The organism is Microvirga terricola (assembly GCF_011777495.1).
In the GTDB taxonomy this organism is placed as follows: domain Bacteria; phylum Pseudomonadota; class Alphaproteobacteria; order Rhizobiales; family Beijerinckiaceae; genus Microvirga; species Microvirga terricola.
Map to the genome: position 1 here is coordinate 497222 of NZ_JAATJS010000001.1, position 12442 is coordinate 509663.

Sequence of the window (12442 nt, forward strand, 5' to 3'; positions counted from 1 at the left end):
ATATAGCTGTGGTTGCTTCTTGGGAAAAAGCGATGGCAATCCGGACCGTTACATTTGATCAGCTGCCTGGGGGCAAGTTCGTCGGCGGAGGAGCCGATACACTCGCGTTGAGTGGCAACTCGACGGACATGTTCGACTTAACTCAAGCCGAGTTTAGCGGATTTACGACGATCACGACCGACGCCGCTTTCCGCATCAAGATGACCGGCGCACAGTTCGACGGCATTACGACGATTGAAGGAACTTGGTACAACCGTCTCCAAATTGTCGGATCAATCGTTGATATTCGAGGCAAGTCGATTTCCCAAGTGTGGGGGATCGATATTGATCCGAATGCGACCGTTTATGCAAATGAGCTTTCAAAGCTCGATTATGTCGATGCCTTTTACACTAAAGGCGAGACATTGCGATTTTTCGGAACGCTATCAGACGCCGACCGAGCGCTGGCTCACAATTCCGGCTACGACAAGGTCGTTGACGATACGGGACTCGAAACGACAAACCCGCCACCAGTGATTTCGAATTTATCGGAAGAGCAACGTCTCGTTCGCCCTGGTGAAATTGTGCTGCTTGACGCGGCATCTGACGCCACAGTGTCAGATGACCAGGGGACGATAAGACGAGTTTTCGTAGAGGTCAAATCGGGGTTCTCTTCCGATTACGCCCGTATCGTCTCAACTGACAGACTCAACTTCATTAAAGATTCTTCCGGGGATTTCGCTATCTACTTCGACGGAATTAAAATTGGAAATTACTCCAAGAGTGCGTACGGAGGCTATAGCGATCTCTTTTTCGGATTTTCCGACAATGCTACGCAAGAAGCGGTCGATTACATCCTTCATCATATCGAATTCGTAAGAGACTCGTCGTCAATATATGACAGCGCGGTAACGGTAACGGTCACCGACAAAGGCGGTCTCACGGATTCGAAGACTGTTATAATGAAAGGTGTTGACGGGTCCGGCACGGGAGGCCCTAACCATTCGCCTCTTCCTCCGATCTTTTCCACACAGGTCGTCAGCGAAGGGGCTTTGGCCGGCTCGGTTATCGGCACCGTCCGGGCGTTTGATGTCGATCTTGATGCACTCTCCTACAGCATCACGAACAATTACGATGGGCTTTTTCGACTCCAGGAGAATGGCGATCTTGTTCTGACACGAGCGCTCGATTTCGAGCAGCGATCGACCTACACGTTCCAAGCCACCGCATCAGACGGCAGGGGCGGCGTTAGTATTGCGTCGTCCATCACATTCAAAGTCAGCGATGTCATCGGAGAGAGGGTCACTGGCACTGTCTCAGCGGAGAAGATCCTTGGCGGCAAGGGCAAGGACAAGTTGTCAGGCGCCGGTGGGAACGACACGGTCGGCGGCGGAGTCGACAATGACACGCTCACCGGCGGCACGGGCAAGGACGTGTTCGTGCTCGACACCAAGCCGAACAAGAAGACAAACTTCGACGTCATCACCGACTTCAATGTCAAAGACGACACGATCTATCTCAACGATGCGATGTTTCCCAAGCTCGGCAAGGGTACGATCTCGAAGCCCGGCAAGTTGAACAAGAACTTCTTCACCATCGGCGACAAGGCGAAGGGTGCCAACGATTATCTGATCTACAACAACAAGACCGGCGTTCTTTCTTACGATGCCGACGGCTTAGGGAAAGGGAAGGCGGTTGAGATCGCCAAACTCTCGACAAAGCTGAAGATGACCGCTGCCGACTTCCTGATCATCTGACGTCCGAGACCGATCTGCTTTGACGCCCCCGGCCCATCGTGGCCGGGGGTTTTTTGCGCGTTCAGTAGGACGGGTAGCCCTGAAGCTCGCGATAATAGTTTAGGTTCGGATAGCCGGCGGCCGTGCAGGCCGGCGGGCCGTAATAGCACGGGGGCCATAGCTCGGGTCCGGTGCCGGCGGGGCCGATGGCACCCGTGACGCTGTAGGGATTCGGCGCATAATAATACCCGTAATAATACCCGTATCGCGCGACCCTGCGCGGATAGTGACGATGCACGACGCGGCGGTGCGGGGCGGTCTGCTCCTTCGGTGTCGCGACGAGATTCCTCAGGTCCTGTGTCGAAAAGCTTTGCGCTTGAACGGGCGTGGCGGAGCCCGTCAAGAGCGATGCCGCGCCGACCGCTGCGGCTGCAAGCGCGGTGAGGATGAGCGTGCGCATGACGATGTCCTGTTCTCGTGTCCCAGGATCGAACGCCTCTTCCGAGGTAGCCGTTCCGGCTAGCGATCCGCAAAGCGCAAAGGTTCACCACCATGTGAACGGCAGTGCTTCTGACGCCGCGAGTCGGCCTTAGCCGGCCGCCGCCTCGATGGCTTCCATGTCCTCATCCGAGAGGCCGAAATGGTGGCCGATCTCATGCACCAGCACATGCGTCACGAGCGCGCCGAGGCTGTCCTCGTGCTCCGCCCAATAGTCGAGGATGGGGCGGCGATAGAGCCAGACCATGTTGGGAAACTGGCCGGTGTGCATGATGCCGCCGCCCTGCGCGAGACCAACGCCGCGAAACAGGCCGAGCAAGTCGAACGGCGTTTCGCATTCCATCTCGCGCATAGTCTCGTCGTCAGGAAAATCCTCGACCCTGATGACGACGCCTTCGCACAACCGGCGAAACTCCTCCGGCAAGCGCCGATAGGCGGATTCCGCGAGAACTTCGAAATCGGCCAGCGACGGAGCGTGCAAATTTGCCAGATGGATCATGGATCACAAAAGGCGAAGCTGAACCGCGAGCCAATAGACGAGAACCATGAAGCCGATCACGGAAAGCGCGCGGCCGATGCGGCGGCCCCACAATTCGATGGGATCGGTGCCGCCGCCTTCCGCGTCGCCGATGGCATCCTTGGCGGCAAAATGATCCCGCAGACGGTTGCTCATGCGGGAGAGAGACGAGGTGCCAAGGGTCTCGGAATCCCGCGCGACACGCTCCAGCGCTTCGCGGGATTCCTGTTCGCGATCACTCATGGTGTCGATCTGCTCCGTCTCTTTCCGAGACTATAACGTCCCGGCCATCGTATGCGAGCATGCCTCGTTATACCGAGCGATTTCTTCGGCGATGGTTTCCGGTTTGCCCCGATAAGAATATCGGGCATCTTCGTCGCGGAAATGTTTCTGGCAGGCGGGGCTTGTCGTCTTCTTCCAGTTATCGATCGCGATCTTCCGCTTAAGCCATTCTCTGTCGTTGTAGCACATGCCATAGTCGAGCTTGTCGGTCGGCTTGTGGCCATACATCCACGCCGCCAGCGCGCCTGGGTACTGCCGGAGCGGCTCGAGATTGTATTCGAAGGTCCGCCGCTGTTCGTCACATTCCTGGGCGACGGTCAGCGGACGCGTCGGCAACCCAGGCGCGCGACGGGTCTGGCATCCCGCCAGAACCACCGCTGAGACAACAACGAAAAGGAGAGGCCATGAAATCTTTCTCATGGCCTCTTGTTACATTAGAACTTCCGAATGTCCACGAAGCGTCCGGCAATCGCCGCTGCCGCCGCCATGGCGGGGGAGACGAGGTGCGTGCGACCCTTGAAGCCCTGGCGGCCCTCGAAGTTGCGGTTCGAGGTCGACGCGCAGCGCTCGCCGGGAGCGAGACGGTCGGCGTTCATGGCCAGGCACATGGAGCAGCCAGGCTCGCGCCAGTCGAAACCGGCGGCCCTGAAGATCTTGTCGAGGCCTTCCGCTTCCGCCTGCATCTTCACGATGCCGGAGCCGGGCACGATCATGGCGTTGACCGCCTGATGCACTTGGCGGCCCTCGACGATCTTCGCCACTGCGCGCAGGTCTTCGATGCGGCCGTTGGTGCAGGAGCCGATGAAGACGCGGTCGAGCGTGATGTCGGTGATCTTGGTGCCGGGCTTCAGGCCCATGTATTCGAGCGCGCGCCACTTGGAGCGACGCTTGTTCTCGTCCTGGATGTCATCGGGGTTCGGCACCGCGCCCGCGACCGAGATCACGTCCTCAGGCGACGTACCCCAGGTGACGATAGGCGGCAGGTTCGCCGCGTCGAGCTTGAGTTCGGTGTCGAAGAACGCGCCTTCGTCCGTGCGCAACGAGTCCCAATAACGCACCGCCGCGTCCCACGCGTCGCCCTTCGGCGCCTTGGGGCGGTCCTTCAGATAGGCATAGGTCTTTTCATCAGGCGCAACCATGCCGGCGCGCGCACCGCCTTCGATGGCCATGTTGCAGACCGTCATGCGGCCTTCCATGGACAGCGAGCGGATGGCTTCGCCCGCATATTCCATGACGTGGCCGGTGCCGCCGGCGGTGCCGGTTTCGCCGATGATGGCGAGAATGATGTCCTTCGCGGTCACGCCTTCCGGCAACTTGCCATCGACGGTGACGCGGAAATTCTTGGCTTTCTTCTGGATCAGCGTCTGGGTCGCGAGCACGTGCTCGACTTCCGACGTGCCGATGCCGTGCGCCAGCGAGCCGAACGCGCCATGGGTCGAGGTGTGGCTGTCGCCGCAGACGATGGTCATGCCCGGCAGCGTGAAGCCCTGCTCGGGACCGACCACGTGCACGATGCCCTGGCGAGCGTCGAGCTCATTATAGTACTCGACGCCGAATTCCTTGGCGTTCTTGGCAAGCGTCTCGACCTGCGTCGCCGATTCCGGATCGTCGATGCCCTTGGAGCGGTCGGTCGTCGGCACGTTGTGATCGACCACGGCCAGCGTCTTCTGCGGCGCGCGGACTTTGCGGCCCGCATTGCGCAGGCCCTCAAAAGCCTGCGGGCTCGTCACTTCGTGCACGAGGTGGCGGTCAATATAGAGAAGGCACGTCCCGTCAGCCTGCTGATCGACGACATGGTCGTCCCAGATCTTGTCATAGAGGGTACGGGCTTTGGCCATTGTTTCTCTTCCACCAGATGTGAATTCGATGTGGTGTTTAGCGGGACTCGCGCAAGAGGGAAAGGTGTCCGGTAAGCGCAGAGGATTGAAAGTATCGCATAGCTGACAGGCTTGGTAGCGCAATAAAATTTTTCAATTCAGCCGCGCCGCGTTGCCCGGGACAACAAAAAAGCGCGGCCGGGACCGCGCTTTCGAGCCTTTTTTCGAGAAAGAGACGCTGCTTACTCGGCAGCAGCCTTCTCCTGGCGCTCGGTGATGCGGGCCGACTTACCGCGACGGTCGCGCAGGTAGTACAGCTTGGCGCGACGCACCACACCGCGGCGCACGACCTTGATCGAATCGATCATCGGCGAATAGATCGGGAAAACGCGCTCGACGCCTTCGCCGTAGGAAATCTTGCGAACCGTGAAGCTCTCCTGGAAGCCAGCGCCGGAGCGGGCGATGCAGACGCCTTCATAGGCCTGCACGCGGCTACGCTCGCCTTCCTTCACCTTCACGTTGACGATGACGGTGTCACCGGGCGAAAACTCGGGGATCGTCTTGCCGAGCTTCTCGATCTGCTCTTTTTCGAGCTGCTGAATGACGTTCATTTTGAACTCCTGCCGTTGCAAGGTCTCGGGACGGGCCTGAGCCTCACTGGATTTCGGCGTCCTGTTTTAAGTTGAGGCGGCGGCTATACAGGGTTTTTGCGGGGTTGTCGAGCGGAGGCTTGGATGACGGGGGCGCGTGGTGAATAGCGGGCGGGGCAAGTAGCCTAGGGGAAGCGACCGCCCCCCCTCGTCATCACCGGGCTTGAGCCCGGTGTTCCCGGTTCGTTAGGCGCCGCGGGGCCGGACGTACCTATCGTATCAACAGATCGGGCCGTCTTTCGCGCGTGATGCGCTCGGCCTCTTCCCGCCGCCACTTCTCAATGAGCGCGTGATTGCCGGAGAGCAGAACATCGGGAAGGCCCCGCCCCTCCCATTCGCGCGGCCGCGTGTATTGCGGATATTCCAAAAGGTTCGTCTCGAAACTTTCGTCGTGGCCGGAGGCTTCCTTGCCCATGACGCCGGGGATGATGCGCACGCAGGCATCGAGCACCACCATCGCCGCCATCTCTCCGCCGGAGAGCACATAATCGCCGATGGAAATTTCCTCTAAGCCCCTGCCCTCGATCACACGCTCATCGACGCCCTCGAAACGGCCGCAGACGATGACCACGCCCGGCCCCGCTGCGAGCTCGCGCACGCGGCCTTGCGTCAAAGGTTTTCCACGCGGTGTCATCAAAAGCTTTGGGCGCGGATCGTCCGCGGGCACGGCAGCATCGAGGGCCGCGGCCAGCACGTCGCAACGCAGCACCATGCCAACGCCGCCGCCGGCGGGCGTGTCATCGACGTTCTTGTGCCGGCCGATGCCGTGATCGCGGATGTTTTCGGTCTCAAGGCTCCACAACCCGCGCGCCAGCGCATCGCCGGAGAGCGAGATGCCGAGCGGGCCGGGAAACATTTCTGGATAAAGCGTGAGGATGGTGGCGGAAAACATCACGCCTCATCCTCGGGCGCCGCTTTAGCAGGCGCGAAGAAATCTTCCGGCAGCGCGACGACGATGCGCTTTTGCGCAATCTCGACCACCGGCACGAAGGCTTTCGTGAAGGGCAGAAGCGCGGTTGCGCCGGAGGACGCAGGCTTGATCTCCAAAAGATCGCCGCCGCCGTAATTCGGCACATCGACGATGGTGCCGAGAATGGCCCCCGTATCGTCCTGCACGGGGAGGCCGATGAGATCGGCCAGCAGAAATTCGTCTTCGTCGTCGGACTTCGGCAGTTTTTCGCGGTCGACGTGAAGCTGAACGCGATTGAGCGCCTCCGCCGCCTCGCGCGAGGTCACGCCCTCGACCCGGACGACGAGCATGTCGGGCGCCCCACCGGGAGCCTGACGGGGATTTTTGAGAGAGAACACGCGGCCGTCAGCGGCGGTCAGCGGCTTGTAAGCGGCAATCGCGACAGGGTCGCCCGTGTAGGATTTCAGCCGCACCTCGCCTTTCAGGCCATGAGCGCGACCGAACTCGCCGACGAGGATCAACCCTCCCCGCGCTTCGCCCTTTACGGGGGAAGGTCGAGAGCGGAGCGAGCCGGGAGAAGAGACCGTCGACATTGGTGAACGCCCCCTCTCCCGACCCTCGCTGACGCGAGGGCCACCCTCTCCCGCAAGGGGGAGAGGGCCAAGCTTCGGCCCCCGCTCCTTCTTCATGATGCTTACGCAGCCTCGCCTTCGGCCGAAGCAGCGGCAGCTGCCTTCGCCTCGGCGCGCTCCTGGGCCTTCTTGCCCGGGACGGCCTTCTGCGGGTTGCTGCGCGCAGCGCGCTTCAGGAGGCCGGCGGCGTCGAGGAAGCGGAGCACGCGGTCGGTCGGCTGCGCGCCCTTGGCGAGCCAGGCCTTGACCTTCTCGACATCGAGCGTCACGCGGCCGGCGTCGTCCTTCGGCTTCATCGGGTCGTAGGTGCCGACCTTCTCGATGAAACGGCCATCGCGCGGCGAACGGGCGTCGGCGACGACGATGCGGTAGTAAGGACGCTTCTTCGCGCCACCACGGGTCAGACGGATCTTGAGGGACATTGGTTTCTCCTTTTAATGTCCAGCCGAAGTCCCATGCGCCGCGCTCACCTCTGTGAGAACGAGGCGGGACTTCAAAGTGTTGAGCGAGCGGTCCAGGGGACGAATCTCGCCGTCAGTGATGAGCAGGGGCTGGTTGCCGCTGTCGTCAGTTTCGAACGCAATGCTTTCGCCGTTGTCATAAGTGAAACAGATCCGGCGATCCGCTTCCGCGAAGACGCGTTCGACTTCCTCCTCTCCGTCGTCGAATGAGACAAGTTCGGAGAAAATCTCGATTTTGGCGAGCCTACGAAAGCCGCCAGAAAAAGTTACGATCGCAGTGCCGCCCTTTCGGACATAGCCTTTCAGTTTCGGCCTCCATTCATAGCAGTTCTTAAACAGCCCGATGGGAAGCCGGGAGAGAATCCTGATTTCGCGAATGGCCCAGGATCGACGCTGCTTCTCGCGGCCGACGATGCCGCAAAGATAGAGAAACTGCTGCTGCCACGGACGTTCGCGCTCAGGAAAGTGCTCAATGATGACGCCCTGAGCGTCGAAAAGTGAATTCAGGAAGACCCGTCCGTCCGGAACGTTGAATCGCACGAAACGTCCCATGAGCGAAGCCAGCAAAGCCTCGCTGTTCGGTGACAGCCTCACGGGAGGATCGAGCACCGCCACGCTGGTCACTGGCTTTGGCCTCCGGCGCCAATGGCTTCGTGATGGCGGATGACTTCCTTGACGATGAAGGTCAGGAATTTTTCTGCGAAGTCGGGATCGAGCTTCGCGGTTTCGGCGAGAGAGCGCAGTCGCTTGACTTGCGCCGCCTCGCGGATCGGATCGGACGGAGGCAGGCTGTATTTCGCCTTGTGCTCTCCGACCTGCTGCGTGCACTTGAAACGCTCTGCCAGCGTGTGAATGAGCACGGCATCGAGATTGTCGATGGAATCGCGCAGGCGCTGCAACTCATCGCTCACCACAGGATTTGGCTGCATCGCGGCTGACATCGGCGTTACTTCTTTTTCCCGAACGGGAAGCCGCCGAGCCCCGGCAATCCGGGGATCTTCGGTCCGCCAAGGCCAGGAAGCCCGGGCACGCCTTTCGGCATGGGCGGCAGACCGCCGCCAGTGCCGGGGAATTCGGGCAGCTTGCCGCCCATCTGCTTCTGCAGCGCTTCAATCTGCTCCGGCGTCGGCTGGGGCATGCCGCCGCCCATGCCAAACATCTTTCCGAGCGCACCGGCCATCCCCTTGCCTTTGCCGCCGCCCATCATCTTCATGACGTCGGCCATCTGGCGGTGCATTTTCAGGAGCTTGTTGATGTCCTCGACCTTCATGCCGGAACCCGCCGCGATGCGCTTTTTGCGCGACGCTTTCAGGATGTCCGGGTTGCGGCGCTCGGCGGGCGTCATGGAATCGATGATCGCGCGCTGACGCTTGATGACCTTGTCGTCGAGATTGGCGTTTTCGAGCTGCGACTTCATCTTGGCGATGCCGGGCAACATGCCGAGCATGCCGCCGATGCCGCCGATCTTTTCCATCTGGGACAGCTGGTCGCGCAGGTCCTCCAGATCGAACTTGCCCTTGCGCATCTTTTCAGCGATGCGCAGCGCCTTCTCCTGGTCGATATGTTCCGCCGCCTTCTCGACGAGCGAGACGATGTCGCCCATGCCGAGGATGCGGCTGGAGACGCGCGAGGGATGAAACTCCTCCAGCGCATCGACCTTTTCGCCCGTACCGATCAGCTTGATAGGCTTGCCAGTGACGGCGCGCATCGAAAGAGCAGCACCACCACGCGCGTCGCCGTCCATGCGGGTCAGCACGATGCCGGTGACGCCGAGGCGCTCATCGAACGCGCGCGCGGTGTTGACCGCGTCCTGACCGGTGAGCGCATCGGCGACGAGCAGCACCTCATGCGGATCGGTCGCGGCCTTCACATCGGCCGCCTCGATCATCAGGCCTTCATCGACCGTGACGCGGCCCGCCGTGTCGAGCATGACGACGTCGTAGCCACCGAGGCGAGCCGCCTCCATGGCACGCCGCGCGATCTGCACCGCCGACTGGCCGGCAACGATGGGGAGCGTATCGACGCCGACCTGCTTGCCGAGAACCGCGAGCTGCTCCATCGCCGCCGGGCGGCGGGTGTCGAGGGAGGCGAGCAGAACCTTGCGCTTTTCGCGATCGGTGAGGCGCTTGGCGATCTTGGCCGTGGTCGTCGTCTTACCCGAGCCCTGGAGGCCGACCATGAGAATGGCGACCGGCGGGGCGGCGTTGAGATCAATGATTTCCGCATCCGCGCCCAGCATCTCGACGAGCTGGTCATGGACGATCTTGACGACCTGCTGGCCGGGCGAAACCGACTTGATGACCTCGGCACCGACCGCGCGGGCGCGCACCTTGTCGGTGAACGAGCGCACCACTTCGAGCGCGACGTCCGCTTCCAAAAGTGCGCGGCGAACCTCGCGCAAAGCTGCGTTGACATCCTCCTCGGTGAGCGCGCCGCGGCGCGTCAGCGTGTTGAGGATGCCGGATAGCTTTTCGGAAAGGCCGTCGAACATGGATCACTCACCGTTCTGGGCAGTATCTGCCCGGCGCGACTGGAGCGCGTTCTCGAAATGGCGGATCGCCGCCTCGAACTTGTCGCGGCAGCCCGGATTGCAGAAGCCGACCACTGCGCCGTTATAGAGGGTGAGCGAGTCCGCCGCGATCGGCTTCCCCGACCACGGGCAGGTCTCGTTGACCGCGTCCTCGATGCGCAATGCGTCCTTCGACATCCACTCATCCTTTTTCGTCACGCCCGGGACGGGCCCGGCCATGACGGGCGAGAAAGCCCCAAAGAGAAACGCGCCCGAGGGCGCATCGCGCTGTCGGACGTTGACCTCCAGCCTCTCGGGCTGGTCGGCGGCTCAAAGGGCTCGCTCTACAGATTTAGGGACTGTGGATTAAGGCCAAAAGGTTACAGAGTCAAGGAAGAGGACCCTTGCCGGCCTTGCGTCCGCTTGCGCGGCACGCCACCTGCAAGGGACACGGGCTGAACGCATCCCTCATGAAGCAGAAAATTTTCAAAACTCTTCGCCGCTCCCAACCGCGCAACCCCTATTACCAGGGTCCCGCCTCGGATCATTTCGATGGCGTCCGGTTCTTCTCGCCCGTGCAGGCGGTGGACAAGCGGCCGGGAGACGTTTTGCGCTGGCAAAAGGAGCGCAAACCCACGCCCTGGCCTCAAAGCTTTCCAAGCCCGTTTCAGGACAAGCCCCCGGCCACGGTGCCCGGCCTGCGCAGCGTGCTGATCGGCCACGCCTCGTTCCTGATCCAGGTGGCGGGGCTCAACATCTTGACCGACCCGGTCTTTTCCGAGCGTGCGAGCCCCCTCGCCTTCGCCGGTCCGAAGCGGGTCAATTCGCCCGGCATCGCGCTAAAAGATCTGCCGCCGATCCATGCGGTGCTGATTACGCATAACCACTACGACCACCTCAACCTCAAGGCGCTCGGGCGGATCTGGCGGGAGCATCGCCCGCGCCTCATCGCGCCGCTCGGAAACGGCACGATCATTCGGAGCTGGTATCCGGAAATGGACGTCGAGAGCGGCGATTGGGGCGAGGGTATCGACCTCGGAAACGGCGTCAGCGTCCATTTCACCCCGGCCTACCACTGGTCCGCGCGGGGCGTGCGCGACCGGCGCATGGCCCTGTGGTGCGCCTATGTGCTGACCACGCCCTCAGGCGTCATCTATCACGTCGGCGATACGGGCTTTGGCGACGGCAAGATTTTTCACGACGTCCGCGAGCGCTTCGGCGCGCCCCGCCTCGCGCATCTGCCCATCGGCGCTTACGAGCTGCGCTGGTTCATGGCGCCGCAGCACATGAATCCCGAGGATGCGGTCAAAGCGTTCCGCCTGCTCGGCGCGGAACAGGCGCTCGGCCACCATTGGGGTACCTTCCGCCTGACCGACGAGGGCGTCCACGAGCCGCCGCAGGCGCTGGCAGAGGCGCTGCGGCAGGCCGAAATTTTACATGAGCGGTTCAGAGCCTTGCGGCCGGGCGAGGCTTTTGAGCCTCACCTTTAAGGCTCACTTGGGCTGAACGTAGATGTTCACTTCGAGATTGGTGTCCGCCGAATCCGTCAGGTCGGAGACGTATTCCTCGACGAAAGCATCCTTCGACTCGATGTCCTTGGCGTCGAGATAAGCTGTGATCGTCTCGTAGGTGCCGTCGATCTCGTCGTAGGCGTCCTTGTGCACGAAGCGGAAGGCCTTGCCCTCCGGCGTCTTGCCGAACTTGATCTCGGGCGTCAGCTCCGTCTTGCCCTCAGGGACCGATGCCAGCGGGATCATCGCCTCGAAGCGAAAGCCCTTGTCGTCCGTGTGAGCGAAGACGGTCACCGGACGTCCGGCGGGGGCGATGCCCGCCTTCTTCAACTCATCCTCGATCTTGCGGAAGGCATTTTTCAGGGTTTTGAACCCGTCATCCCAGGTCGTCGTGCCGGAAAAAACCGCCGTCGGCTTCGTCACGAGCACGCCCTCTTCCACATTTGTCGGGTCGCCGGCACCCGGGAACAGGGTCGAGCGCGCCGTCTGCTGGGCAGGCGCCGGAGTTGGCTGCGCGGGCGAGGCTGGAGCAGGCGTGGGCGCAGGCTGTGCCGTTGTGGGCGATTGCGGCTCAGCCGGCGTCGCGGGCGCAGGAGCGGAAGCGGCTGGCGCGGGTGTGCTTGAAGGCGGCACCTCGGCAGCGGGCGCAGGCACCGGGGTCGCCTGAGGTGCCGGGCTCGCGGGAGCAGGCTCTGTCGGAACGGGTGCCGATGCGCTGGCGGGCGGGGTCGTGGAAACAGGAGGAACCGGGGCGGGCGCGGGCGTTGCGGCGGGGGCCTGAGCGGACGGCGCAGGCGCGCTGTCCGTCGCCGGAGGTGTCTGCGCGAAACTCAAACCCGCTCCCAGAACCAGGCTCAATCCAATAGTGACGAAGCGAAGCCGCATGGACACGAGTCCCCGATCTGGCGTGGAAGATTCGTCCTTAGCATAAAGACGTTCC

At 62.0% G+C, this 12442-nt stretch carries 16 protein-coding genes; 2 read left to right on the forward strand and 14 right to left on the reverse strand.

What is annotated here, in order from left to right; genetic code table 11:
- Window positions 1-32: 32 nt before the first annotated feature.
- Window positions 33-1736 carry a cadherin domain-containing protein gene (locus tag HB375_RS02380; protein WP_167671342.1) on the forward strand — a complete coding sequence of 568 codons (1704 nt, stop codon included), beginning with the start codon at window positions 33-35 and terminating at the stop codon, window positions 1734-1736.
- Between the two features lie 61 nt (window positions 1737-1797).
- On the opposite strand, the gene HB375_RS02385 is transcribed toward HB375_RS02380, so the two are convergent.
- The 13 genes from HB375_RS02385 to HB375_RS02445 form a co-directional block, all read right to left on the reverse strand.
- Window positions 1798-2175 (reverse strand): hypothetical protein, encoded by a 378-nt coding sequence (locus tag HB375_RS02385; protein ID WP_167671343.1) that lies wholly within the window; start codon window positions 2173-2175, stop codon window positions 1798-1800.
- 129 nt (window positions 2176-2304) lie between these two features.
- Complete coding sequence (locus tag HB375_RS02390) at window positions 2305-2712, reverse strand: metallopeptidase family protein (protein ID WP_167671344.1); 408 nt, start codon at window positions 2710-2712, stop codon at window positions 2305-2307.
- Between the two features lie 3 nt (window positions 2713-2715).
- Entirely contained in the window at window positions 2716-2973 is a 258-nt protein-coding gene (locus HB375_RS02395; protein ID WP_167671345.1) for a hypothetical protein, read from the reverse strand.
- A gap of 30 nt (window positions 2974-3003) precedes the next feature.
- Window positions 3004-3348, reverse strand: coding sequence for a hypothetical protein (locus HB375_RS02400; protein WP_167671346.1), 345 nt, complete (start codon window positions 3346-3348; stop codon window positions 3004-3006).
- Between the two features lie 98 nt (window positions 3349-3446).
- Window positions 3447-4850, reverse strand: a complete 1404-nt coding sequence (leuC, locus tag HB375_RS02405) for a 3-isopropylmalate dehydratase large subunit (protein WP_167671347.1) — start codon at window positions 4848-4850, stop codon at window positions 3447-3449.
- Window positions 4851-5071: 221 nt separating this feature from the next.
- On the reverse strand, window positions 5072-5440 hold the full coding sequence (gene rplS, locus HB375_RS02410; protein ID WP_167671348.1) for a 50S ribosomal protein L19: 369 nt from the start codon (window positions 5438-5440) through the stop codon (window positions 5072-5074).
- Between the two features lie 250 nt (window positions 5441-5690).
- Entirely contained in the window at window positions 5691-6371 is a 681-nt protein-coding gene (gene trmD, locus HB375_RS02415; RefSeq protein WP_167671349.1) for a tRNA (guanosine(37)-N1)-methyltransferase TrmD, read from the reverse strand.
- Complete coding sequence (rimM, locus tag HB375_RS02420) at window positions 6371-6982, reverse strand: ribosome maturation factor RimM (RefSeq protein WP_167671350.1); 612 nt, start codon at window positions 6980-6982, stop codon at window positions 6371-6373. Before rimM ends, trmD begins: the two co-directional genes overlap by 1 nt.
- 101 nt (window positions 6983-7083) lie before the next feature.
- On the reverse strand, window positions 7084-7443 hold the full coding sequence (gene rpsP, locus HB375_RS02425; RefSeq protein WP_167671351.1) for a 30S ribosomal protein S16: 360 nt from the start codon (window positions 7441-7443) through the stop codon (window positions 7084-7086).
- A gap of 12 nt (window positions 7444-7455) precedes the next feature.
- The gene (locus HB375_RS02430) at window positions 7456-8106 is read right to left on the reverse strand and encodes a hypothetical protein (protein ID WP_167671352.1); all 651 of its coding nucleotides are present in this window, start codon (window positions 8104-8106) and stop codon (window positions 7456-7458) included.
- The gene (locus HB375_RS02435; protein WP_167671353.1) at window positions 8103-8423 is read right to left on the reverse strand and encodes a chorismate mutase; all 321 of its coding nucleotides are present in this window, start codon (window positions 8421-8423) and stop codon (window positions 8103-8105) included. Before HB375_RS02435 ends, HB375_RS02430 begins: the two co-directional genes overlap by 4 nt.
- A 5-nt stretch (window positions 8424-8428) precedes the next feature.
- Complete coding sequence (gene ffh / locus HB375_RS02440; protein ID WP_167671354.1) at window positions 8429-9973, reverse strand: signal recognition particle protein; 1545 nt, start codon at window positions 9971-9973, stop codon at window positions 8429-8431.
- A gap of 3 nt (window positions 9974-9976) precedes the next feature.
- Window positions 9977-10189, reverse strand: a complete 213-nt coding sequence (locus HB375_RS02445) for an eL24 family ribosomal protein (protein WP_167671355.1) — start codon at window positions 10187-10189, stop codon at window positions 9977-9979.
- Window positions 10190-10461: 272 nt separating this feature from the next.
- On the opposite strand from HB375_RS02445, the gene HB375_RS02450 reads away from it, so the two are divergent.
- A complete protein-coding gene (locus tag HB375_RS02450; RefSeq protein ID WP_167671356.1) occupies window positions 10462-11481 on the forward strand; it encodes an MBL fold metallo-hydrolase in 1020 nt (339 codons plus the stop codon).
- A gap of 3 nt (window positions 11482-11484) precedes the next feature.
- Here HB375_RS02450 and HB375_RS02455 read toward each other — a convergent pair whose 3' ends face one another.
- Window positions 11485-12387, reverse strand: a complete 903-nt coding sequence (locus HB375_RS02455) for a GyrI-like domain-containing protein (RefSeq protein ID WP_167671357.1) — start codon at window positions 12385-12387, stop codon at window positions 11485-11487.
- Window positions 12388-12442: the final 55 nt, after the last annotated feature.

Bases quoted from the DNA above. Each gene is read 5' to 3' on its own strand.
- HB375_RS02380 (WP_167671342.1), top strand. From the start codon at position 33: ATGGCAATCCGGACCGTTACATTTGATCAGCTGCCTGGGGGCAAGTTC.
- HB375_RS02385 (WP_167671343.1), bottom strand. From the start codon at position 2,175: ATGCGCACGCTCATCCTCACCGCGCTTGCAGCCGCAGCGGTCGGCGCG.
- HB375_RS02390 (WP_167671344.1), bottom strand. From the start codon at position 2,712: ATGATCCATCTGGCAAATTTGCACGCTCCGTCGCTGGCCGATTTCGAA.
- HB375_RS02395 (WP_167671345.1), bottom strand. From the start codon at position 2,973: ATGAGTGATCGCGAACAGGAATCCCGCGAAGCGCTGGAGCGTGTCGCG.
- leuC (WP_167671347.1), bottom strand. From the start codon at position 4,850: ATGGCCAAAGCCCGTACCCTCTATGACAAGATCTGGGACGACCATGTC.
- rplS (WP_167671348.1), bottom strand. From the start codon at position 5,440: ATGAACGTCATTCAGCAGCTCGAAAAAGAGCAGATCGAGAAGCTCGGC.
- trmD (WP_167671349.1), bottom strand. From the start codon at position 6,371: ATGTTTTCCGCCACCATCCTCACGCTTTATCCAGAAATGTTTCCCGGC.
- rimM (WP_167671350.1), bottom strand. From the start codon at position 6,982: ATGTCGACGGTCTCTTCTCCCGGCTCGCTCCGCTCTCGACCTTCCCCC.
- rpsP (WP_167671351.1), bottom strand. From the start codon at position 7,443: ATGTCCCTCAAGATCCGTCTGACCCGTGGTGGCGCGAAGAAGCGTCCT.
- HB375_RS02435 (WP_167671353.1), bottom strand. From the start codon at position 8,423: ATGTCAGCCGCGATGCAGCCAAATCCTGTGGTGAGCGATGAGTTGCAG.
- ffh (WP_167671354.1), bottom strand. From the start codon at position 9,973: ATGTTCGACGGCCTTTCCGAAAAGCTATCCGGCATCCTCAACACGCTG.
- HB375_RS02445 (WP_167671355.1), bottom strand. From the start codon at position 10,189: ATGTCGAAGGACGCATTGCGCATCGAGGACGCGGTCAACGAGACCTGC.
- HB375_RS02450 (WP_167671356.1), top strand. From the start codon at position 10,462: ATGAAGCAGAAAATTTTCAAAACTCTTCGCCGCTCCCAACCGCGCAAC.
- HB375_RS02455 (WP_167671357.1), bottom strand. From the start codon at position 12,387: ATGCGGCTTCGCTTCGTCACTATTGGATTGAGCCTGGTTCTGGGAGCG.